Genomic DNA, 23719 nt, shown 5'->3' on the forward strand with positions numbered 1-23719 from the left:
TTACTCGGCCTCCTGGGCAAGCGCGGCGGCGACGGCATCTTGGGGAATGTCGAGACCGTACGCGCGAACCAGCTCGACCGTTTGCGTGAAGACGTCTGCGATCGACGCAGTGGCGTCGATGAGCTTTACGCGGTCTGGCTCCTCGGCAGCAATTGCGCAAAATCCCTGGTAGACACGCTCCTGGAAGGCCATGCCCTTGGCCTCCATGCGGTCTGCCGCACCACGGGCGGCCATGCGCAGCGCCGCCTGCTCGGGCGTGATGTGATAGACGAGCGTGAGCGCCGGATGCGTACCGGCGACAGCCAGGTTGTTGGCATCGCGCACCATCTGACGGTCGAGGCCATCGGCAAACGCCTGATAGCAGGTCGTGGAATCGTAGAAACGGTCGCACAGGACCACCTTGCCGGCAGCGAGGGCAGGCGCGATGACTTCGTGCACCAGCTGGGCACGCGCGGCCTCGTAGAGCAGCAGCTCGCAGGTGTCGCCCATCGCCGTATTGGCGGGGTCGAGCAGCAGGGCGCGGATCTTTTCGCTGATGGCGGCGCCGCCCGGCTCGCGCAGAGTTACGACCTGATAGCCAGCGAGGTCGAGCGCGCGGGCCAGCAGGCGCGCCTGCGTGGACTTGCCGGCGCCGTCGACGCCCTCGAGCGTGATAAAGCTATGTTGAGCGGGCTCAAAAGCCATGGGCGCAGCCCCTTCCTACAAGGCGCGAAAATGCAAGTTATAGCAACCAAGCCATGATACCCCAGGGGCAGGCGCGTCCCAAACCCCACCTAGTCATTGGGGACGTTCTTAAATGACTAGTCGTTGGGGACGTTCTTTAATGACTAGTCGTTTAAGAACGTCCCCAACGGCTAAAGGTGCCTTTCCAAAGTTGCGGTGAAATAGGGACTGAATACGCCTTCTAGCAGCAAATACAATCCCTATTTCACCGCAAGTTAGGAGTGGGCGCGGGCGTTGATGGCGAAGGAAATATCGCGCTCGAGGGCTAGGGCTTGCTCGCGTTCGAGGTCTTGGGTGAGGATTGCCAGCACGTAGGAGCGTTCGGTGTAGACGATTGCGGCATCGTGCTGAGCATTCGCCAGGCTGCCCGTTTTGTGCGCAACCAAAACGCCGCCGGGAACACCCTCGACAATACCGCGCGCGTCTTCCTGCGCCAGCAGATATCCGCGCGCTCGCTCGCACGGCTCGGGCGTCGCGATTGTCCCCGCCGCCAGCCGCTGCAACACGGCCGCAGCATCACGGGCGCTCGTATAGTTCTCGCGACCTTGTGCCTGGGCCTCGGTGTCCATCATCAAACGAGCGAGCACGGTCTGGGTCAGTCCCAATGCGGCACACGTTTCGTTGACCGTATCCATGCCAAGCCTGCCGATAACAAGGTTCGCTGCCACGTTATCGCTCTGGGCGATCATAGCGTGCAGTAGCTCGTCAATACCGTACGACACACCCGCGCCGCGCGACTGAATGCTGCCGCTGCCACCCACGATATCTTGTTGCGTTACCGTTATCTGCTCGTCGAGGGACAGCTCGCCCGCCGTCACGGTCTCGAGCGCACAAGCGAGAATGGGAAGCTTGATGATGCTTGCCGCCACATGTCGCGCGTCCGGCGCCACAGCGACTTCACCATCGAGCGACGCGAACGTTTGAGGATCAAGCGCCACGGCGTAAACCGAGACGGAGTCGCCATACGGCTCGACCAGGGCCTCGATATCTTGCTGAATGGCGGCGATCCAAGAAGACTTAGGAGCGGCCGTCGCTTTTGTCGCGGATGACCGCTTTGACGTTTGTTTGACAGGGACAGCGGAGCCCTCAGCCTCGTTGCGGCGCGCGGCACAACCGCCGAGACTCATCACCGAGGCAAGCGCTCCGGTCAACATCCCGGCACAAAACACTCGACGCGAGCAATCGCGCGCAGCGAGGGGCGCATCCCCCGGCGGGAACCGGAACGCCTCCACGTTTTCGCCGCCACCCCGACCTTGCTCGCCGCAGTACACAGACTCACTCCCCACCATCGCATTCTACCGAGCCGTCGATAAACGGCCGCGCCGGACACCTAGCACGCCGCACTCATTGTGACGCATGCGACAGGGCATGCGCGACATGATCATCCTCACACAACCAGTTGGGTCGGCGCGGCCCAACCGCACCTGAACCACCTTATAATCTAGCCAACACATCGAGTGGAAGGAACCATCATGCCCCGGTTTTGTACCCATTGCGGCAAGCTTCTGAAAGACGACGAGCGCTTCTGCACCAGCTGCGGAACGCCGGTAACCGATGATGGCCAGGCCTCTCAGTCGCAAGAGGATGCGCAGGCAGACGTGACCGTACAGTCCGCCCATCAGCCCGTGCCCGCTCCCCAGCCCGAAGTCGGCACGACGCAGCAATGGGCGACGCCAGCCGGCTCCGCGCCGCAGCAGCCCATACCGACCGCCGCTCCGCAGGCCGGTGCTCCCGCTGCGCCCAAAAACAACAACGCTCTGCTTATCGGCATCATCGCCGTACTGGTCGTCGTGATTATCGCGCTGGTCGCATTCTTTATGATCGGACCGTTCAACAAGAACGCCGACGATTCCAAGGGCACAACCATCGAGAAGGTCAAGATCGACCACGATGACGACGATATGTCCGTCAAGGGCGACCCCAACAAGCTTGACGATAATGACGATGACGCCCACGATGCCGCCACCATCAGCGAGCAGAACGTCTACGACCAGCTGAGCTCCTACTACAGCAGGCTCTCCGATCTTGATCAGCAGGTTCGCGACTGCGCTACCACGTTTAACACGTACTATCTCAAGGATGACCGCAGCTCGCGCCAATCTGCCAGCGATGCCGCCGAGGCGCTCGAGGATCAGATCGGCGACCTTAAGGACGAGGTCGAGGACCTGGATGTTCCCATCGACTCGCAGAACTATAGCTCGTGGAAAGACATCATCGCGCTCTACGACGACCTGGAGAATCGCATTGACGTCATTTGCGATGCCTGGGAGATCAGCCTTGAGTACTCCAGCCCCGCCAACCACAAGGACGAGATCGTAGCGCCGCTGGCGCGCGACAACGTAGCGGGCACCAACGACAACAAATACCGTCTGGACTTTGAGGACCGCTACCCCGGCGCCGCACCCGTCGAGGTGAAGTAATCCCAACAACTGATCATAACTTGCGGTGAAATAGGGATCAATTAGGCCTTTTGCCAGCAAAAACAGTCCCTATTTCACCGCAACTTAGAAGTGGGGCCGGGCACGCATTTGCATTTGCGCGCCCGGCCCCGCCGTGTCTATATGTGCTCGGTTACTTGTCGGCAGCGGTCTTTTTGGTAGTCGACTTCTTGGCAGTCGTCTTTTTGGCCGTCGTCTTCTTGGCAGCAGTCTTCTTTGTCGCCGTGGTCTTCTTTGCCGTACTCGCCTTGGTCGTGGTCTTGCGGCCGCGGGCGGGCTTCTTCTCCTTGGTCGGGCAGTCCATGTTGACGCAGATACGCCACGGACCGCGCGCCGTGTTGACCACCACGATGGGGGCGCCGCACTCGGGGCATGTCTCACCCGTCGCCTCGAGCTTACCGCGCGCCGGCAGAGGATAGCTCACGCCGCAGTCATCGTAGTTGGTGCAGCGGATAAAGCGCTTGCCGCTCTTCTCGCTCTTGTGCGCGATCAGGTCGCCATGGCGTCCGGCCTCGGCGCACACCTTGCACTCGCCCACCTTAAGGTCAGGCTCGTAGTTGGTGGGGCACGTGGGGTTCACGCAAATCTCGAAGGCCTTCTGGCGGAACGGCTGGCACTTAATGCGCGGCGCGCCGCACTCGGGGCACACGGCTGCCTCGCCCTCGAGCGGGCTTACCTTGACGCCGCTCGGCACCGGATAGGTCACATCGCAGTCGGGCCAGCCCATGCAGCCAATGAAGCTGCCACGGGTCTTGGCGCTCGTCTTCATAACCAGGTCCTTGCCGCACTTGGGGCAAGCGCCCACGCGCGCATCGGCCGTGACGGCGTCGCTGATGGCGTCGCCCAACTCCTGCGTGTGCTTGAGCAGCTCGTCGAGCACACCAGCCAGCAGCGCGCGCGAGTGCGTCACTACATGCTCTTCGGTATCCTCGCCGCGCTCCACACGGGTCATGTCGCCATCGAGCTCGCTGGTCATATCGGGGCTCGTGATGCGCGGGGCAAACTGCGTCAGTGCATCGATGATGGCGATGCCCAGCTGACTCGGCTCCACGGGATCGTTTTTGAGGTAGCGCACGGCGTACAGGCGCTCGATGATGCTCGCGCGCGTGGACTTGGTACCCAGGCCGCGCTTTTCCATCTCCTGCACGAGCTTGCCCTGGCTGTAGCGCGCGGGCGGCTCGGTCTGCTTGGCCTCGAGCTTAATGTCGAACACGTCGACCGTATCGCCCTGCTCCAGCGGCGGCATCTGCTCGTCGCGCTTAAGGCCGTACGGATAGGCCTCGCGGAAGCCAGGGGTCACGAGCACGTCGCCCGAGGCCACGAACGGCTCGCCGTTGACGTCGAGCTCGAGCTTGGTGTTCTCGATGGTCGCGGGACCCATGAGCGTTGCCAGGAAGCGACGGGCAATGAGGTCGTAGAGCTTGCGCTGGCCGCCGTCGAGCGTGGACGGATCGCCCTCGCCCGTGGGATAGATAGGCGGGTGGTCGGTGGTCTCGACCTTGCCGCGCGTGGGCTTCATAGGACCGGCAAGCACCTTTTTGCACACGGGCGCCAGCGCTGGGTTGATCTTTGCCAGGTCGCTCACCACGGCCCCCAGATCGAGCGTCGCAGGGTACACGGTATTGTCGACACGCGGGTAGCTGATGAGACCGGCCATGTAGAGGGACTCGGCAATGCGCATGGTACGCGCAGGCGAGATGCCCTCGGCCGCAGCGGCAGCCTGCAGCGAGGTCGTCGCAAACGGCGTGGGCGGCTGCTGCTTACGCGAGCGCTTGGTCACCGCGGCGACGGTTGCCGTCGTAACGCCGTCAACATGGCCGTACGCCGTCTCGGCAGCATCTTTGTCGGTAAAACGCGCCGTCTTGTGCGCAATCTTAAAGCGATCGTCCTCGGTAGCGCCCTGTGCGGCGCCCATGCCGCGGATCTGCCAATAGTCCTCGGGCACAAACGCCATGCGCTCGCGCTCGCGCTCGACCACCAGGGCGAGCGTCGGCGTCTGCACGCGGCCGGCAGAGCGCACGTTACCAAAGCCGCCGAACTTGGCGAGCGTCAGATAGCGCGTGAGCACCGCGCCCCAAATGAGGTCGATGTGCTGGCGGCTCTCGCCGGCGTCGGCCAGATTCTGGTCGAGCGTGACGAGATTATCGAAGGCGTGCGTGATCTCGGCCTTGGTAAACGAAGAGTACTGGGCGCGGGCAACCGGCAAGTCCGGCGCAACCTCACGCACCTTGTTGAGAGCGTCCGAGCCGATCAGCTCGCCCTCGCGGTCGAAGTCCGTGGCGATGATGACGCTGTCGGACTTTTTAGCGAGGTTCTTGAGCGAACGAATGAGCTCCTTCTCGGCCGGCAGCTTAATGACGGGCGCCCAGGTGAGGTAAGGCAGGCTCTCGAGCTTCCAACCCTTGATGGAGATGCCATCGGCAAGGAACGGCTTACGCTTGGTGTCATAGGGCGGACGCGCCAGGCCATCGGGCATATCGGCCGGCAACATCTCACCGTCCTCGGTCACCGAATACCAACCCAGCTTTTTATCGAACAGCACGCTGTCGCAAAAATCGGGCGCAAGGATGTGACCGGCAAGGCCGATGGTCACGCACTCCTCGCCCTTCCACTCAAAACGGTAGATGGCGGTGTTGTACACCTTGTCCTTTTTAGGCTTACCCGTGGACAGCCGCTCGGCGATCTGACGCGCGGCGTCGTTTTTCTCGGCGATGATGAGCTTCAAAAGAGGCTCCTATCTCATGTCTCTGCGGCTACGCCCGCCCGTATGGCGGCCGACTTACGCCCTTGCTTGCTCAATCTGCCCGATGAGCCAATCGCACCAGGCATCCATGCCCTCGCCCTTGCGCGCGCTCACGGCAAACCGCGGCGCCTGCGGATTGAGGTCATCGAGTGTCTTAGTATACCTATCCATGTCAAAATCGAAAGCCGGGGCCACGTCGACCTTATTGAGCAGCTGCGCGCCGGCGTGTTGGAAGATGCCCGGGTACTTGATGGGCTTGTCGTCGCCCTCGGGCACCGAGAGGATCATGATGGACAGGTTCTCGCCCAGGTCAAAGTCGACTGGGCAGACCAGGTTACCCACGTTTTCGATAAAGATGACGTCAATGTTTTCCAGACCCACCGCCTGGTCGAACGCGTCAACGGCCTCCATGATCATGTTGCCCTCGAGGTGGCACAGGCCGCCCGTGTTGATCTGGATGGCGGGCATGCCGGCTTCCTTCATGGTAATGGCGTCGACATCCGAGGCAATATCGCCCTCGATGACGGCGCAGCGCAGGCCAGCCTTGTCGCGCAGGCGCTCGTTGGTGCCCAGGATCGTGGTGGTCTTGCCCGAGCCGGGGCTCGACAGCACGTTAATCACGTAGGTGTTTGTCTCATGAAATCGCTGACGCAGCTGATCTGCCAGGCGCTCGTTGCGCGACAGAATCGGCGACGCGATATCAATCGTTTTCTCGGCCATATTCGGCACTCCTTACTTCTGCCCCTTTATACCCCGTCCCCAGATGGCTGATGGGCTAATCATCGGGGGTTTCGATTTCGATACTTGCGATGTCGAGCTCGCGGCCATGCAGCAGGCGCACGTTGGCGCCGCCGCAGTGAGGGCAGCGACAGTGAAAGCGGTCGTGATCGAAGACCTCGCCGCAGTCCAGACACTCGCTTTGTGGATGGACTTCCTCCACGGCAAGCTCGCAGCCTTGCGTGAGCGGATCCTCGTCGCGAAACGTCTCCCACGCAAAGTCGAGCGCCTCGCGCACAACTTCGGTCATATCCCCGATACGCAGCGTTACCAAAACGGCGCGCGAGGCCCCCGCCCCACGCGCCGCGCGAATCACTGTATCGAGTATGCCGTTGACAATGCCAACCTCGTGCATACCGATTTACTCCTCGTCGTCCTCATCGTCCGAGAACAGGTCCAGACGGCTCACAAACAAGCCCTCCTTGCCCTCGCGCGCGGTAATGACCACACGGGCGATAGCGAGCGAAATCTCGTAGAGCGAGAGCAGGGCGCCATACATGAGGCCCAGCGTAACGGGCGAGCCGTCGGGCGTAATCACAGCCGAGCCCACAAGCAGGCCAACGTATACGTAACGCCAGGCGCTGCGGAAGGCCGCGTAGGACACGATATGGAAGACGGAAAGGTAGAAGATGATGAGCGGCAGCTCAAACGCCACGCCAAAGCCGATCATAAAGAGCAGCTCCATGTTGACGTAGTTCTCCAGATCGGGCAGCGCCGTAGCGACGGCCGAGGTTTCGCCGATGAGCCACTCAAAGCCCGCAGGGATGATGATGAAGTAGCAAAAGATTGCGCCCAGGAAGAACAGCACCGTCGAGGCGAGCACCGTGGGCACGACCCACTTGCGCTCGTTGGGGCGAAGCGCCGGCAGGAAAAACGCCAAAATCTGCCAGATGATCATGGGCGTGCACATGACCACGGCCATCTTGATGGCCAGCGAGAAGCGCAGGCCAAAGCCGCCGAGCGTGGTGGTGATGTAGAACTTACCGTCCGGCACAAAGGAGCGGATGGGGTCTTCCAAGATGTCGAGCACCACGGGCGTGGCGAAATACAGCACGATAGCGGCGGCAAAGACCGATACGACCACGATGGTCAGGCGGCGACGGAGCTCTCCCAGGTGATCGAAGAGCGGCATACGCGCAGGTCCGATAGGCATTACTCATCGCCTCCCTTCGGGGCGTCGGCAGCGGCATCGTCCTCGGCCTCGAGCTCGCGGGCGAGCTGTTCGACGACGGCCTTGCGCTTGCGGGGACGACGGGCATAGAGGTCAGCCGTCGTGGGCTCTGCCGGCTCGGGCTCGGGCTCCGGCTCTGCAGCAGGCTCGGGCTCGACGGCAGCATCAGCAGCAGCGGCAGGCTCTGCACCCTCGGCCGCCTCAGCAGCACCTTCGCCCTCAGTGGCACCCTCGCTCGCGGCCTTCTCGGCGGCAAGGCGGGCACGGCGCTCGGCAAAGGTCTCCTTCTTTGCGGGCGCAGCCGTCTCGACGGCATCCTCGTCCGAATCGGAATCATCATCGACGGCAGCCTTCTTGGGCTTGACCGGGGCCGACGCGGCCTCGCTCACCGGATCGATAATCTCGGACTGAACAACGGCCGTCATCTTTTCCTGCGTCTCGCGGAACTGACGGATGGCACGGCCGATCGTGCGGCCCATCTGCGGGAGCTTATCCGGGCCAAACAGCAAAAAGCCGAAGACCACGATGATCGCGAGCTCACCCTCTCCAATACCAAACACACATACCTCCAAGGCTCGATGTGAGTCGAGCCCGCACCGCGCCATTCGGCCGGAACTCGTCTATTCATTCGGTCAAGTATAGCGCCCGGACGCCAAAACGTCCGAGCGCATCACAAACATATGCCAAACGGCACGCCCTTTTGGGGACAAAGATTATGCAGCGGTGATCGAAATCTCCTGGTCGACACCCAACAGCTGAACCACGCGCATCACCTGGGGCTGCACATTGGTGCAGCTAAAGCGCTTGCCGTGGTCGACCGCGTGGTGCGCGGCGCCCACGAGAACGCCAATGCCCGTTGAATCGATGTAGCTCACCTGGGCAAAATCGAGCTCAACGGCCTCGGTGGGCTGCTCGAGCGCCAAGTCGATGGCGTTACGCAGACTGTCGGCATTAGAGATATCGATTTCGCCGGCCACCTTGATGGTGTAGAGCTCCGGCGTGGGGTTGGTGGAAATTCCCAAATCCATGTATACGCTCCTTTGCGAATCGAGAGTGCTGATAGTACTGGGCGCGGACTTGCGGGACCCTAGGCGTTAGGCGCGCTCGGCACGCGCAAGCTCGGCAGCGACGAGCTTGACGGCCAGCACCAGCACATCGAGCGCGGCCTCCAGGTCCTCGACCGTGGGGTAGCTCGGCGCGATGCGGATGTTGGTGTCGCGCGGGTCCTTGCCATAAGGCCAAGTGGCACCAGCCGGCGTGAGCTTGACGCCCAGGTCGGCACAAAGCGCGGCGACCTTCTGGGCAGAGCCCTCGGGACCATCAAAGCTCACAAAGTAGCCGCCGCGGGGATGCGTCCAGGTGGCGCAACCCGTATCGCCCAGGCCCTCGGTGAGCTTGCGCTCAACGGCCTCAAAGCGCGGACGCAAGAACTCGGCATGCTTTTTCATATGCTCCTTGACCGCCTCGATGGTGGGAAGGAAACGCACGTGACGCAGCTGGTTGAGCTTGTCGGCGCTGATAAGACCTGCCTTCAGGCGCTTGGAGAACTCGGCAATAACCGCGGGGCTCGCACCGATAAAGCCAATGCCGGCGCCCGGGAAGGTGATCTTGGACGTCGAAGCAAAGGCCACCACGCGATCCTCGGTGCCCTCCGCACGAGCGAGGTCAAAGATGTTTGCGAGCTCGTCGGTCTCGTCGTACAGGTCGTGCACGCAGTAGGCGTTGTCCCAGAAGATGCGGAAATCGGACGCGGCCGTGGGCATCTCGACCAGGCGGCGCACGGTGTCCTCGCTAAAGGTGATGCCCGTGGGGTTGGAATACTTGGGCACGCACCAGATGCCCTTGATGGAGTCGTCGGCGGCAACCAGACGCTCGACCTCGTCCATGTCGGGGCCGTTGTCGGTCATCGCGACGGGGACATTCTCGATACCCAGATCGGCGGTGATGCCAAAGTGGCGGTCGTAGCCGGGAACAGGACACAGGAACTTGACCTTCTTGCCGTCGTGCGCGGCCTCGTAGGCGTCCCAGGGCTCGCTGCCGCACGAGCCGCAACGCCAGAACATGCCGGCGATGTCGTGCTCAATCAGCAGGCTCGACGAACCCAGTACGAGCGTCTGCTCGGCGGGACAGCCCAGGAACTCCCCTGCCAACTTGCGTGCCGAGGGAATACCCTCAAAACAGCCGTAGTTGGAACAATCGACGTTGCCGTCGTGCAGATCGGCGTCGGCATTGAGGATATCGAGCATGGGGCGCGAGATGTCCACCTGGGAGGGCGACGGCTTGCCGCGGGCCATGTCGAGCGCCAAACCCTTGGCCTTGACCTCGGCGACCTCGGCTTTGAGCGCCGCGATGGCGGCATCGAGTTCGGTGGTTTCCATCTTCTGGTAGATCGTCTGCATGGGGTGCGACCTTTCGCGAAGCGGTACGTTGCAGTTCGTCTAAGTATAGACCGCCACCGCCGCAACGTTATGAAGCCGTGATAGATTAAGTCCATCGCAATAAATTACGAATCGCCGCGCATGCCGGCGTGGGGCGCCCAAGGAGGCACTATGGAGTATGGATCGTTCCAGGCCGAGGAATTCGGCGACCTGCAGCGCCTGGTCGACGGACTGTTTTACGACCGCCACGCCATCGACCGCCTGGATCTCATCGTGCAGGCCGAGATCTTGGACCTGGCGCCCGACCTCATGGAAATCGTCAACCTGCTACCGCCCGGCTATTACGACCGCCAATCACTTTGCGACCAGCTCAACTCCGCCTTGGCCGCCCACGGCTGGGGCGCCGTCTACGGCACCGTGGAATAAACCTAGTCATTTAAGAACGTCCCCAATGACTAAAACGCCGCCTGTGATGGTGTTCACAGGCGGCGTTTTCAAACTTGTATGTGCTTTTACTCGCCCTTGGGCGCGGGGTGTTTGCAGACAACACTCATGTAGATCATGCCGAGCACGGCAGCGGTGACCGAACCGGCAAGAATAGCGGCCTTGGCAGCCAGGACCTCGAACTGGGCCGTCGGGAAGGCGAGACCGCTGATGAGAATCGACATGGTAAAGCCGATACCGCCCAGAATGCCCACGCCGGCAATCATGTGCCAGTTGACATTGTGCGGCAGCTCACAGACCCTAAACTTAACCAGGGCAAACGTCATACCAAAGATGCCGATCGGCTTGCCCAGCAGCATGCCAAAGTACACGCCGAGCGTCACCGGGTCGGTGAGCAACGTGCTCATATCCACGCCCACTAGGCGAACCTGTGCATTCACGAACGCAAAGATCGGCAGAATCACAAAGTTGACCGGCGTGGAGATCAGACGCTCCATGCGGATGAGCGGCGGGGTCACGCGGTGCATGACGCGCTCGACCTTGGTGGTCGAGACGGTAAAGTCGTGCTGGCCCAGGATGTGCGCCTCGTCGTCGTAGCGGTCGTCGAGCAACGGTAGGCACTCGCCCAACCAATCGGTGAGGCTATCGAGCTTGACGCCGCACTTGGCCGGAATGGTAAAGGCCAGGATGACGCCGGCGAGCGTAGCGTGCACGCCGCTCTTGAACATGCAGAACCACAACAGCAGACCCAGTACCGAATACGGGGCAAGGCGGTAATGCTGCGTCTTGTTGAGCCACACGAGCGCGCAGGTCACAAGCGCGGCGGCGCCCAACCAAAACGGATTGGGGCTCTGACCGTAGAAGATGGCGATGGCGGCGATGGAGATGAGGTCGTCGGCGATGGCGAGCGTCGAGAAGAACACGCGCACGCCGTTGGGCACGCGGTTGCCCAAAAGCGACAGCACGCCCAGCGCAAAGGCAATATCGGTTGCCATGGGAATGGCCCAGCCGTTGTGCGCGCCGGCATGGTTAAAGATCAGATAGATGCAGGCGGGAACGACGACGCCGCCCACGGCCGCCAGCATGGGAAGCATAGCCTGGCGCGGGTTCTTGAGCTCGCCGACCGTCATCTCGTACTTAAGCTCAATGCCCACCAACAAAAAGAAGATCGCCATGAGGAAGTCGTTGACGAAAAGCTCAACGGTAAGACCGGCCGTAAGGTTGCCCAGACCCACATACAGCGGGGTCTCCAAAAAGTGATGGATGGCCTCGTAGGCATCGGTGTTGGCGCAAATGACGGCGGCGATGGCGGCGAAGACCATGACGGCGGCGGAAATCGTGCCGTTCTCGGTGATGCGCTCCCAAATGTCGTGGCGCTCAAAACGCTTGCGCTCACGAACGTTAAACAGCTGCTCGGGTGCTGCCATGGGCGGCTCCTTTCACGGGAAAGCTCCCGTCTTAAAAAAGCACGGCCCGCCCAAGTGGCGGCGCCGCGCTCTAACGTATTACGCTTGCATCTAGCCTACCCTGCACGACAAGCGCGCAAGCGTGGCCGAAAAGCGGAACCACAGGTTGAACATTATTTGCTCAACGGCACGGGCACGCCTATCCAAGAGACGACGCGGCGCCGTGCACAAAAAACGACCGGAGCACGGGGCTTCCGCGATCCGGTCGTGGCGTTTGGTCAACTAAACCTAGCAGGCGGCCATGATGGGGGCAGCGACCTGCTTCTTACGGGAGAGGACGCCCGGCATCCAGACGCCGTCGTGCTCGTCGGCAATGCCCAGACCCTTCTGAGCAGCCTCGGTCTCGCCCTCGAGCAGGACCTGCGAGCCCTCCTCCATGATGTCGGTGATGCACAGGACGATGCCGTCAGCACCCTTCTCGGCGGCGTAGGCGCGCATGGCCTCGCGGATCTCGTCGATCATACCGAGCGCACGGCTCTTGTCGACGGTCTCGTACTGGCCGATGAGCAGCTTCTTGCCGGCGGGCTCGAACATCTTGATGTCGTTGCCAACCATCTCGGCTGCGGTGAAGGAGCCGGACGGGCGGGTGAGGAAGACCTCCATGCCAAACTTGACCGGGTCGACGCCCACCTGCTCGCCGAGCTTGGCGGCGACGGCGCGGTCGACATCGGTGGTAGTGGGGCTCTTGAGCATGAGCGTGTCGGTCATCATGGCCGAGAGCAGCAGCTTGGCCTGAACGTCGGAAAGCTCAACGCCGAGCACGCCGGCGAGCTTGGTGACGATGGTGCAGCTGGAGCCCCAGGGCAGGCAGATGTAGTGCAGCGGGCCGGCGGTCTCGAAGTCGCCGATGCGGTGGTGGTCGACGACGCCAAAGACCGTGGCGTCCTTAAGACCGGCGACGGACTGGGCAGACTCGTTGTGGTCGGTGAGGACGACGAGCTGACCGGCCTCGACGGACTCGATCACGCGGGGCTCGGCAATGCCGGCGTCGGCGAGCAGCTTGGCGGACTCGGCCGGAAGCTGACCAAGGGCGCAGGCCTCGTAGGTGTTGCCGGCATACTCAACCTGGTTGAGCAGCTGGGACAGGACGACGGCGCTCATGATGGCGTCGTTATCGGGGTTCTGGTGACCAAAGACAAGAACGTTTGCCATGGATATCCTCCACTTGATATGTGTACTTGGACGTAGCTATGGTAGCACGCCGATGCCGAGCCTTCGCAGACGGAAGGGCCACGGCATATTTTGGGGCGCAGGCACGGGGGCCAAGGCTGTCCCTTTTGCACCATGTTGGTGCAATGTAACCTGTCCCCCTTGCACCAGCTATTTACCGGCAGCGCGCAGGGCTACGTAGGCGGCACCGATGATGCCGGCGTCGTTTCCGAGCGAAGCGACCTTAATGGGCGTCTCGCGCGAGGCGGAAAGCGCGTACTGCTTAAAGTGCTCGCGAACCTTGTCGAGGTAGACATCGGCCGAGGCGGAGGCGCCGCCGCCGATGAGGAACATCTCGGGATCAACCACGTTGGCAATAAGCGCCAGTGCGCGGCCGAGATAGTCGGCCATGGTATCGGCCGCGGCCAGCGCGAGCTTGTCGCCCTCGCGACAAGCCTGGAACACGTCCTTGGAATCGGAGGGGCCGGTCAGCTCGATGGGCTCGACGCCCGCCTTCTTGCACTCGGCAAGGTAGTTGCTCACCACGCCGGTGGCGCTGGAATACTGCTCCAGGTGGCCATGGCCGCCGCAGCCGCAGGTGCGCTCCTCGGCCGGGTTCAGGCACATGTGGCCAATCTCGCCGCCAGCACCCACAACGCCCGATACCACGTCGCCGTTGACGATAACGCCGCCGCCCACGCCGGTACCAATGGTGACCATCACCACGTTCTGTACGCCCTTGGCAGAGCCGAGCCAGGCCTCGCCCATAGCAGCAGCGTTGGCGTCGTTCTCGTACTTAACGACCGCGTCGGGGCAGTGCTCCTGGATGGCGATCTTGAGCTCGGGCAGGTTGATGGCGATGTTCGCCTTGACCTTGGCATCGCCCGATGCCGGGATGGGGCACGGAACGGCCAGGCCAATGCCCGACACAAAGGCACGCGGAATCTGGGCCTTGGCGACCACCTGGTCGATAGCCTCGGTCACCGCGGCAAAGCCCGCAGCGTCAACGATGGGAGGCGTGGGCACGCTGGCCTTGGCAAGCAGGTTTCCGTCCTCATCGAACAGACCCTCCTTGACCGAGGTGCCGCCGACGTCGATGCCGATGTAATACTGCTTAGGTTCCATGGGAGCCCACCTTTCTCGTTTAAACATTGTCTGTATGGTACCGCTCCCAAGGCAAAAACCTACCAAAAAGGGACAGGTTTGTTTTGGCAGGTTTTATCTGGGGAAACGCAGATGGCTGCTCAACAGGCCGCACATGACCTTCCCCAAATATAAAGGCGCCGGGAGGCGGAGACTCCCGGCGCCCGTCAAAGGGACTATGTTGTCTGTTGGACCGCACGGTCCGCCGCGGCGATAACGCCGACTAGGCCTGAAGTGCCTGCAGCTGCTTGTGAACCTCGATGAGCTCCGTCGCCATGACGCGCATGGTCTCGGTGCCGGCCATCTGGTCCTCGGCATGCAGCAGAATCAACGGGGCCTCGCCGTTACGCTCGCCGTTGGCCTCCTTCTTCAGAAGCCCCATGTGAACATCGTGGCCACCGTTATAGGCCTCGTCGCCCTGCTTAATAAGCTCCTCGGCGGCGTCAAAATCGCCCTCCTTGGCCTTTTGCACGGCATTGATGTACATGCTCTTGGCGGTACCGACGTAGCTGATGATCTCAAAGCAGGTCATCTGCAGTTCATTCATATCCTCCATGTGGAGCACCTAGCCCATCACGCTGACGCAGTGGTCGATGATGCCGGCAGCGTTCATGCGGCCGTAGTCGACCATGTTGATGACCTCGACCGGAAAACGACCGGCGGCCTCCTTCTCAAAGTCACCCTTGGTGTAGCCGATCTGCGGGCCAAGCAGCAACATGTCGCACTCGTCCAGGTGATCGTGGGCCTCGTTCATGGGACGAGCCTCGATCTCGATATCCAGACCACGGTTTGCAACCTCGGCCTGCATCTTCTGGACCAGCAGGCTCGTGGACATACCGGCATTGCAGCAGAGCATGATCTTCTTCATGGTTTCCTCCTTATAACTGCGCGGCGCGCAGACGACAACTGGTTTTATTCCTTGCGGCTATTGTGCCCACCCCCCTGCATCTTTACACAAGGGAGAGAGCCGCGGGCACCGGCACCGCGTACCGGCACCCGCAAAGGTGAAAGGGACGAACGTTAGGCGTTCTACTCGGCGAGAGCCTCCTGCTTGGCGATTGCCTTCTCGGAAATCTTCATAAAGGGCAGGTAGACGGCCATGCCAATGACAATCTCGAGAGCCTGCCACACGCCGGCGCGCCAGTCAAAGCCCGTAGCGAGCAGGGCATTGATGACGGGGGGCATGGTCCAGGGCACCTGGGCGATGCAGGGGCTGATGATGCCTGCGCAGGTAAGGCCATAGGTGATGCCGATGAACAGGTCGGGAAGAAGGACGAACGGGATCATGAGCGGCAGGTTGTACACGATGGGGTAACCGTAGATAACCGGCTCGTTGATATTGAACAGACCAGGCAGGATAGCCATCTTGGAAACGGTCTCGGAAGCCTTGTTCTTGGAGAACAGGAGCGTGTCGAGCAGAAGCATGAGGGTGCAGCCCGAGCCGCCGATGAGGGCGAAGCTGTTAACGATCTGCATGTTCATGTAGTGATCGGGCTGGATGGTGCCACCGGCGGCAAAGGTAGCCATGTTGTCGACGATGAGCATGGTCAGGATCGGCTCGACGGTAGCGCCAGAGATGGTGGACTGGTGAATACCGACGCAGAACAGCAGGTTGGCAAGGGTGTAGATGAGGATAACAGCCCACGGACCGGCGTTCATGATGTTCTTGAGCGGGTTGGAGATGCACGTGGAGATGATGGCGCACAGATCGGTGCCGGCGCACACGGCGAGCAGGGCTGCGGCAAGAGCGAAGATTGCGAGGTTGAGCAGCATCGGGATCATGACGTTGAAGGAGTTGGAGACCGCGGGAGGCACGCCCTCGCCCAGCTTAACCTTGAGCTTCTCGACGCCAGAAATCTTGATGAAGAGCGAGACGGAGAGCAGAGCGATGATAATGGCCGAGAACAGACCGTTAGTGCCGGTGTTGGCAGTCGAAAGGGCGCCCGTGACCTCGGCGGAGGTGATCTTGTCGGTGAGCAGCGGGCTCGTGGCGGCAAGCGAGGCGGTGATCTGCTGCGGCATCATGATGACGAAAGCAGAGATAGCGACGACCACACAAGCGAGCGGGTTATCGAAACGCTTGTTCTTGGCGAGGCTGTAGCCAATCAATCCGGCCAAGATAATGGCAGAGACGTTGAGGGTGCCCAGCGTAATTGCCGAACCCCAGGTCTGGAGGTTGGCAAGGCCCGCCGCATCGAGCGGGAACAGAGGGAACACGACGTTGTTGATGAGAACCGCGATACCCGCAAGGATATAGAGCGGCGTGATGGTCGCGAAGGCGTCACGCAGGGAACGCAGGTGAACTTGGTTTCCCACCTTCGCAGAGACCTCGGCAAACTTGTCGAGGAAGCTCTTTCCGTTGTCACTGGCCATGATTGCTCCTAACTTTCAAATCCGGCCTTTTCCTATGCGCACGGTGGTCTGTCGCCCTCTGCCACCAGATGTGCCATGTGTTGCGCGCGGCGGCGCGCGGTCTGGGCGTTCGCCCGGTCGCTAATCAACCACGTGGGTCGTGGCGACCTGTTTGAGCCAGGCCGCCGACTTCTTAAGGCGGCGCTTGTAGCCGTCCATGAGATCGACCTCGACAAAGCCGTAACGATTCTTAAAGGCATTGGCCCAAGACCAGTTATCGATGACGGCCCAATAATGGTATCCGCGGCACTTGGCGCCCTCGGAGATTGCCCTGGCAACCCACTCCAGGTGCTGGCGCACAAAGTCGACTCGGTAGTCATCCTGGATGGTTCCTTCGGCGTCACGGTTCTTGTATTCGTCCATGATGCCGATGCCGTTCTCGGAAACGAACCACTCAAGATCGGGATAGTTCTTAGCGCAGTCCATGCCAAAGTCGTAGAGGCCCTGCGGGTAGATCTCCCAGCCGCGGCTCTCGTTCATAACGGCGTCGGGCCATACGTACTCGTCGGCAAAATGCGGCAGGCCGTACTGGTCGACCTTGCTCGCCGGTGCCTGAACACGCGTGGGGTGGTAGTAGTTGCAGCCGAGCCAGTCGACAACACCCTGCTTGAGAATCTCTTGGTCGCCGGCACGGAACGGGAGCTTAACGCCGCCCTCGGCCAGGCTGTCGAGCACGTCGGCAGGAAGCTCGCCCTTGGTAATAAGGTCGAGCCACCAGCGATTGTTGATGCCGCTGGTCATACGCACGGCCTCGAGGTCTGCCTCGCTGGGGTTCTCCTTGGTGTAGACCGGGGTAAAGCAGTTGATCATGCCGATCTTGGCATCGGAGCGAATAGCGCCCTCGTCATAGGCGCGGCGGTAGTTGGCCACGGCCAGCGCGTGCGCCAGCGAGATGTGATACTGCACGGTGCGGGCGCGGCTAAAGTCGTGGAGCTGCGGGAACCACACGCCCTCCTGATAGCGCTGCTCGGGCTCGACGATGGGCTCGTTAAAGGTGAACCAGTACTTAATCTCCTGGCCAAACTCGTGGAAGGCGACGTCGGCGTAATGTGCGTAAGCCTCGACAACCTCACGGCTCTCCCAGCCGCCACGGTTAAAAAGGTAGGTGGGCATGTCAAAGTGGTACAAGTTGACAAACGGCTCCAGGCCGGCTTCGCGAGAGGCGCGGAACAACTCGTGATACCACGCGGCGCCTTCCTCGTTGAGGTTGCCGTCGGCATCGAGCAGACGGCTCCACTGGATGGAAGTGCGATAGGTATCCAGGCCCAAGTCCTTCAAAATGCGAAGGTCTTCCTGGTACTTGGCCATAAAGTCATTGCCGGCGTAAGAGCCAACGCAGTTGTAGAACGAGCCCAGATCCTGGATGGACCAGGTGTCCCACAGGTTCTCGAGCTTGCCGCCCTGGTTCCACTGACCCTCAGTCTGCGGGCCGGACATAGCAGCGCCAAAGAAGAAGTCGTTGGGCAGCTGATACTGTGCCATCAAAGTCCTCGCTTTCGTGTTCTAGAGCTTCCGGTTGGAGACGGGTTTGCTTTGGCAGGTTATCCGGCGCGGGCGCGCACCGGTCATACCGATATCCAACCCGCCAAAACAAAACCGTCCCCAAACGGTCGATCCTGTTCTGCGGAAAGATTCCGTTCGTTGCTTAAACTATAGCGCTCTAATTCTAAAAGTAAAGCGTCTTTTTCTTTTTTCTTTCTCGAGCTTCTTAGATAAAGGTTATATGGGTGCCTTGTTAAGGGTTATACTTACTTGCGTATTGATATATGTCGGAAAGGAGGTTCAATGATTCCCAAATACGAGGCGATAGCTGCAGATATTCGTCGAAGCATCGAGGATGGCACTCTTAAACCGGGCGACAAGCTTCCCACCGTCGTTGAGTTCTGCGAGCTCTATAGCGTTTCCAAAATCACCGTCAAACGAGCTATCGAGCAAATCACCGAGGAAGGTCTTATTACCAGCCGACGCGGATCGGGTACCTACGTTAAGGACACGGCGGGACTTCCCGGTCAGGCGTTTTTCCAGGGCAAAAACGACCGTGCCCAGGGCTTTTCGTATGAGCACCGCGGGGAGAAGGTGACCTCGGTGGTCTACGATTTCTCGATTGTTAATCCACCAGCGGACATCGCAGCCCAGCTGGGAATTGCCGAGGATGACTTTGCCTATCGCATCGTGCGCGTGCGTCAGGCCGATGAGAAGCCCATCGTTATCGAGTACACCTACATGCCCCTCGAGCTGATTCCAGGCCTTAAAAAGAAGGACCTGTACGGATCGGTCTACCACTTCATCCGCGAGCAATGTGGGCTGAAGATTTCGAGCTTCCACCGTACCATTCGCGCCGTGGCAGCAACCGAGGAAGAAGCCGAGCGCTTGGACACCAAGCCTGGCTCTCCCCTGCTCGAGCTCACCCAGATTGGCTTTTTGGACAGCGGCGCCGCCTTTGAGTATTCGGTCTCGCGCAACGTTGGCGACCGCTTTGAGTTGCACAACGTAACGTTGGCATAGGTTTTTGTAGTCATCCGGGTGCTCGTTTTGAGCTGTTTTGTGCAGCGCCCGCGCAACACAATGGGGGTATGAACATGTCCGATTTGATTAAACTGACGCCGATCTTTCACGAGAAGATCTGGGGCGGCCGCCAGCTCGAAACCGTATTTGGTTACGACATTCCCGAAGGTCCCATCGGTGAGTGCTGGGCCATCTCGGCACACCCCAACGGCGACTGCCAGATTGCGGAGGGCCCGTACGCCGGTCACACGCTTTCGTGGCTGTGGGCCGAGCACCGCGAGCTCTTTGGCAACTGCGAGGGCAAGGAGTTCCCGCTGCTCATTAAGATTCTGGATGCCAAGGACGACCTTTCGATCCAGATTCACCCCAACGACGAGTACGCCGCCGAGCATGAGAACGGCAGCCTGGGCAAAACCGAGTGCTGGTATGTGCTGGACTGCGAACCCGGTGCCACGATCATCGTCGGCCAGCGCGCGCACGACCGCGCCGAGGCCGCGCAGATGATCGAGGGGGGCCGTTGGGACGAGATGCTCAACGTGCTGCCGATTCACAAGGGAGACTTTTTCCAGATCGACTCCGGCACCGTTCACGCCATCAAGACCGGCACGCTGATTCTGGAGACGCAGCAGTCGAGCGACGTGACGTATCGTCTGTACGACTACGACCGCCCCGGCACCGACGGAAAGCTGCGCCCGCTGCACATTGAGCAGAGCCTCGACTGCATCGACTTTGATGCTCAGGCTCCGACCGACGGCACGGTGACCGCGCCCGAGGTGGACGGCGTGACCGAGCTCGAGTCCAACCCCTGCTACACCGTCGATCGCGTGCGCGCCAACGGCAGCAAGACCCTCGACCAGCGCTGGCCCTTCATGTGCCTGTCGGTCATCGACGGCGAAGGCACCGTCTGCGGCGACCCCGTCCACAAGGGAAGCCACCTGCTGGCCCCGAGCACCGTCAGCTCCATCGACCTCGAAGGCAAGATGGAACTGATCGTCTCGCATCTGTAGATCGCACCAACAACCCAAACGCAACAAGGGGCTCCCCCGTCCACCAACGGGGGAGCCCCTTGTCCATATATATCAGCCCACCCGGCTCTCCAGATCAAAAAAGCGGACGAGCAGAGCGACGTTCGCAAGCAACGTTATCTAAGGACCTGGACGGGCGTATGGGGCAACATCGATCGCGAGTTCCGCACGAGCCGGAGAGCACTTAATGTGCTATCCGTGCGAGCAGGACTGCCCGAGCAGGCGATGTTGCCCCATACGCCCGCCCAGGTCCGCCGGGATCACGACAGTTTGACGATCGGTGCAAAACCTTTCATTAGCTTTTTGGTCTGGCCGGTCTTTTCGAATTGGACCTCGATCATGTCTCCAGCGACCGAGATCACGGTACCCGTGCCAAAGGTCTTGTGGCTCACGGTATCGCCCGCGGCAAAGTCCTGCGATGCGCTGGCGCGATCGACCTTGCGCTCCACCGTCGGGGACACCTTGGACGAGGGCTTTTTGGCTCGCGGCGCGCCCGAGCCAAAGGTCGAGGCAACACGGCCGGCATCGGGCGAAACCCCACGATGGCGCTCGGTCCCGTAGCTGCTGCCGCCAAAGAAATCGTCAAAGCTCGATCCGCCGCGCGAACCGGAACCGCCGGTCGAGCGCGTATGCGAGCCAAACACCTTGCCGCCATACATGTCCGAGCCCATGCCCGAGCCAAAGGTGCCGTGACGGTCGCCGCGCTTCTCCCAGCCCGTGCCCTCAAAACCGGCAGAGCCGATACCGCTAAACTCGATATCCTCAAACGGAATCTCGTTGAGGAAGCGCGAGCGCGGGTTGGCAGAGGTCGAACCGTAGGTGCGACGTGTGGCCGCATAGGTCAAGAACAGTCGCTTACGGGCACGCGTGATGGCAACGTAGGCCAGGCGACGCTCTTCCTCGAGCTTGCCCGGATCGTCGCTGCCGCCAAAGTCGTGCACGTGCGGGAAGATGCCCTCCTCCATGCCGGCAACGAAGACCGCAGGGAACTCCAGGCCCTTGGCGGAGTGGATAGTCATCATGGTAATGGCATGCGTCTCGCCGGCAAGAGAATCCAGGTCGGAACGCAGGGCCAGCCACTCCATGAGGGCGGGCAGCGCCTTGCAGGTAAGCGGGCCATAGGTGCGCTCAATCTCGTCGGCATGCACGGCACCCGCGGGCAGCTCCGTCGGCGCGGCATAGGCATTGCCCGCGATGGCGGCAGCCAGAGCATCCTGCGGAGAAAGCGCCGGGGCCGCCAGGCTATCGAGCGGATTGGAACCCGCGGCATCACGCGCGCCAACGAGCGCCTCAAACGAGGATGCCGGGGCAGACGGCCCCGGTTCAGGCGCAGGCGCGCTCACCACGACGGGCTCGGACTCGGCGCCGGCCGGTACATCGGCAACGCCAGCCGCGCGCAGCTCTTCCAAGCTCTCGAGCGTACCCTCGATATCCTCGTGCGTCTCTTCAAATTCGGCAGCAACGCCCAAGAATTCCTGAATGTTCTCGGCGCGGCTCTCAGACTCCATGGTGCCCTCGGCGCGGAACGCCTGCAGCAGGCCCGTTTTGTCGACAATCATCTCGACGACGTCCTTGAGCTCGCCGTCCATGCGACGGCCCTCGCGCACCAGCGCCACAAAACTCGACAGGCCGTTACGCACCTTGGCGCTAAACATGCCCGTCTCGGCCGTCGCGATCTCGCAGGCCTGGAAGAACGAGCAGCGGTTATCGCGCGCCAGCTGCTCAATCTTTTGGATCGAGGTGGAGCCGATACCGCGTCGCGGCGTATTGATGACACGCTTGACGCTCATCTCATCTGCCGGGTTCACAATCATCTTGAGGTAGGCCATGACGTCGCGGATCTCGGCGCGGTCGAAGAATCGCGTGCCGCCCACGATCTTGTAGGGTACGCCCGCGCGCAGGAACATATCTTCGAGAATACGCGACTGGGCGTTGGTGCGGTAGAACACGGCGATGTCGTCGTAGCTTGTGCCCTTGGAGTGCAGCTTTTCGATCTCGCCGGCAATCCAGCGGCCCTCATCGCGCTCATCGCTCGCCTGGAAGGCCTGGATCTTCTCGCCGTCGCCCTCTGCCGTGAACAGGCGCTTGTCCTTGCGCTGCGAGTTGTGGCGCACCACGGCGTTGGCGGCGCTCAGGATGTGACCCGTGGAGCGGTAGTTCTGCTCCAACTTGACGGTCTTGCAGTTTTTAAAGTCCTTCTCGAAGTCCAGGATGTTGGTGATATCGGCGCCGCGCCAGCTGTAAATGGACTGGTCGTCGTCACCCACGACCATGAGGTTTTGGTACTTGGCGGCCAGCAGGTTGGCGATCTCGTACTGGACGTGGTTGGTGTCCTGATACTCGTCGACGCTAATGTAGCGGAAGCGCTCCTGATACTTGTCGAGCACCTCGGGGCGGGTGCGCAGTAGCTCGAGCGTGCGCACGAGTAGGTCGTCGAAGTCCATGGCGTTGGCAGCGCGCAGGCGGCGCTCCAGCTCCATATAGACCTGCGCGGCCTTTTTGTCGTTGGGGCTGTCGGCGGATTTGAGCATGTCCTCGGGCCCGATCATGGCGTTTTTGGCCGAGCTGATTTTGCTACGGATCATGTTGATGGGGAACTGCTTTTGCTCAATGCCGAGCGCCTGCATAATGTCGCGCACCATGCGCTTTGAGTCGTCATCATCGTAGATGGTGAACTGGCCGGTGTAGCCCAGCAGGTCGGCGTCCTCGCGCAGCATACGCACGCACATGGCGTGGAAGGTGCACACCCACATGCCGCGAGTGCCGTTGGGAATGAGCGCTGCCAGACGCTCGCGCATCTCGGCCGCAGCCTTGTTGGTAAACGTGATGGCCAGGACCTGCCAGGGCTTAACGCCCAGGTCGCCCAGCATGTGCGCGATGCGGAAGGTCAGAACGCGGGTCTTGCCCGAGCCGGCGCCGGCAAGGACCAGCAACGGGCCCTCGGTGGTCAGGACCGCCTCGCGCTGGGCGGGGTTGAGGCTGTCGATGTCGACGAGCGGCTTGGCGGGCTTGGGCGCCGGGGCCGGGGCGTCGTAGATGTCGAGCGGGACGAGCTCGGGTTCCGGCGCGGCGGGGGCGGCGTATACATCGAGTGGTACGGGCTCCGGTGCGGGCGGCACGGGTACCGCGGTGTTTCTTTCCCAGGGCAGCGGCTGGGTCATGGGCGACTCCTCATCTGACGGACGGCGCGCCTGCGGGCAGCGCCATAGTTTGAGCCGTACCAGTATACCGAGCCGCGCGGACACCGACGTAAATCACACCGCGACTCCGTGCGCCGCCATCGAGCCCGCCCCAGCAGATTTGATGCAATGGGGTCAGGTTAGTCTGCACCACGTTGCTGCAAAG

Annotated in this window: 21 protein-coding genes; 4 read left to right on the top strand and 17 right to left on the bottom strand. The window is 61.4% G+C overall.

The window, feature by feature from the left end:
* Positions 1–684 (bottom strand): dTMP kinase, encoded by a 684-nt coding sequence (gene tmk / locus AAA138_RS07895; RefSeq protein WP_349090331.1) that lies wholly within the window; start codon positions 682–684, stop codon positions 1–3.
* Between the two features lie 254 nt (positions 685–938).
* Positions 939–1877, bottom strand: a complete 939-nt coding sequence (locus tag AAA138_RS07900) for a serine hydrolase (RefSeq protein ID WP_349090332.1) — start codon at positions 1875–1877, stop codon at positions 939–941.
* A 318-nt stretch (positions 1878–2195) separates the two neighbouring features.
* Here AAA138_RS07900 and AAA138_RS07905 point away from each other — a divergent pair, with 318 nt between their 5' ends.
* Positions 2196–3143: a zinc-ribbon domain-containing protein gene (locus AAA138_RS07905; protein ID WP_349090333.1), complete on the top strand. Its 948-nt coding sequence runs from the start codon at positions 2196–2198 to the stop codon at positions 3141–3143.
* Between the two features lie 151 nt (positions 3144–3294).
* On the opposite strand, the gene AAA138_RS07910 is transcribed toward AAA138_RS07905, so the two are convergent.
* The 7 genes from AAA138_RS07910 to AAA138_RS07940 all read right to left on the bottom strand — a co-directional run bounded on the left by AAA138_RS07910 (position 3295) and on the right by AAA138_RS07940 (position 10251).
* The gene (locus AAA138_RS07910; protein WP_349090334.1) at positions 3295–5886 is read right to left on the bottom strand and encodes a DNA topoisomerase I; all 2592 of its coding nucleotides are present in this window, start codon (positions 5884–5886) and stop codon (positions 3295–3297) included.
* 54 nt (positions 5887–5940) lie between these two features.
* Entirely contained in the window at positions 5941–6624 is a 684-nt protein-coding gene (gene hypB / locus AAA138_RS07915) for a hydrogenase nickel incorporation protein HypB (RefSeq protein WP_349090335.1), read from the bottom strand.
* 55 nt (positions 6625–6679) lie between these two features.
* A complete protein-coding gene (hypA, locus tag AAA138_RS07920; protein ID WP_349090336.1) occupies positions 6680–7036 on the bottom strand; it encodes a hydrogenase maturation nickel metallochaperone HypA in 357 nt (118 codons plus the stop codon).
* Between the two features lie 6 nt (positions 7037–7042).
* Positions 7043–7834, bottom strand: a complete 792-nt coding sequence (gene tatC, locus AAA138_RS07925) for a twin-arginine translocase subunit TatC (RefSeq protein WP_055285525.1) — start codon at positions 7832–7834, stop codon at positions 7043–7045.
* A complete protein-coding gene (locus tag AAA138_RS07930) occupies positions 7834–8412 on the bottom strand; it encodes a twin-arginine translocase TatA/TatE family subunit (RefSeq protein WP_349090337.1) in 579 nt (192 codons plus the stop codon). The genes tatC and AAA138_RS07930 overlap by 1 nt, the downstream gene beginning before the upstream one ends.
* 153 nt (positions 8413–8565) lie before the next feature.
* Entirely contained in the window at positions 8566–8880 is a 315-nt protein-coding gene (locus AAA138_RS07935) for an STAS domain-containing protein (RefSeq protein ID WP_138340237.1), read from the bottom strand.
* 66 nt (positions 8881–8946) lie between these two features.
* Positions 8947–10251: an aminotransferase class I/II-fold pyridoxal phosphate-dependent enzyme gene (locus AAA138_RS07940; RefSeq protein WP_349090338.1), complete on the bottom strand. Its 1305-nt coding sequence runs from the start codon at positions 10249–10251 to the stop codon at positions 8947–8949.
* Positions 10252–10401: 150 nt separating this feature from the next.
* Between AAA138_RS07940 and AAA138_RS07945 the strand changes: the two genes are divergently transcribed.
* Positions 10402–10656 (top strand): hypothetical protein, encoded by a 255-nt coding sequence (locus AAA138_RS07945; protein WP_022093864.1) that lies wholly within the window; start codon positions 10402–10404, stop codon positions 10654–10656.
* An 86-nt stretch (positions 10657–10742) separates the two neighbouring features.
* Here AAA138_RS07945 and nhaA read toward each other — a convergent pair whose 3' ends face one another.
* From nhaA to AAA138_RS07980, 7 genes are all read right to left on the bottom strand, one after another.
* A complete protein-coding gene (gene nhaA, locus AAA138_RS07950) occupies positions 10743–12101 on the bottom strand; it encodes a Na+/H+ antiporter NhaA (RefSeq protein WP_349090340.1) in 1359 nt (452 codons plus the stop codon).
* 267 nt (positions 12102–12368) lie between these two features.
* Positions 12369–13292: a manganese-dependent inorganic pyrophosphatase gene (locus AAA138_RS07955; protein ID WP_006235927.1), complete on the bottom strand. Its 924-nt coding sequence runs from the start codon at positions 13290–13292 to the stop codon at positions 12369–12371.
* Between the two features lie 168 nt (positions 13293–13460).
* Positions 13461–14414 (bottom strand): ROK family protein, encoded by a 954-nt coding sequence (locus tag AAA138_RS07960; RefSeq protein WP_035137699.1) that lies wholly within the window; start codon positions 14412–14414, stop codon positions 13461–13463.
* 241 nt (positions 14415–14655) lie between these two features.
* Positions 14656–14988 (bottom strand): PTS lactose/cellobiose transporter subunit IIA, encoded by a 333-nt coding sequence (locus tag AAA138_RS07965; protein WP_197736861.1) that lies wholly within the window; start codon positions 14986–14988, stop codon positions 14656–14658.
* Positions 14989–14997: 9 nt separating this feature from the next.
* Positions 14998–15300, bottom strand: coding sequence for a PTS sugar transporter subunit IIB (locus tag AAA138_RS07970; RefSeq protein WP_055285538.1), 303 nt, complete (start codon positions 15298–15300; stop codon positions 14998–15000).
* Positions 15301–15461: 161 nt separating this feature from the next.
* On the bottom strand, positions 15462–16805 hold the full coding sequence (locus AAA138_RS07975; RefSeq protein WP_055285540.1) for a PTS transporter subunit EIIC: 1344 nt from the start codon (positions 16803–16805) through the stop codon (positions 15462–15464).
* Positions 16806–16925: 120 nt separating this feature from the next.
* Positions 16926–18326 (bottom strand): glycoside hydrolase family 1 protein, encoded by a 1401-nt coding sequence (locus tag AAA138_RS07980; RefSeq protein WP_349090342.1) that lies wholly within the window; start codon positions 18324–18326, stop codon positions 16926–16928.
* 303 nt (positions 18327–18629) lie between these two features.
* Between AAA138_RS07980 and AAA138_RS07985 the strand changes: the two genes are divergently transcribed.
* Positions 18630–19349, top strand: a complete 720-nt coding sequence (locus AAA138_RS07985; protein WP_349090343.1) for a GntR family transcriptional regulator — start codon at positions 18630–18632, stop codon at positions 19347–19349.
* A gap of 68 nt (positions 19350–19417) precedes the next feature.
* Positions 19418–20356 (top strand): type I phosphomannose isomerase catalytic subunit, encoded by a 939-nt coding sequence (locus AAA138_RS07990; RefSeq protein ID WP_349090344.1) that lies wholly within the window; start codon positions 19418–19420, stop codon positions 20354–20356.
* A gap of 278 nt (positions 20357–20634) precedes the next feature.
* On the opposite strand, the gene AAA138_RS07995 is transcribed toward AAA138_RS07990, so the two are convergent.
* The gene (locus AAA138_RS07995) at positions 20635–23535 is read right to left on the bottom strand and encodes a UvrD-helicase domain-containing protein (RefSeq protein WP_349090345.1); all 2901 of its coding nucleotides are present in this window, start codon (positions 23533–23535) and stop codon (positions 20635–20637) included.
* Between the last annotated feature and the right edge of the window lie 184 nt (positions 23536–23719).

The sequence above is a fragment of the Collinsella sp. CLA-JM-H32B genome (assembly GCF_040098065.1).
Taxonomy (GTDB): Bacteria; Actinomycetota; Coriobacteriia; order Coriobacteriales; family Coriobacteriaceae; genus Collinsella.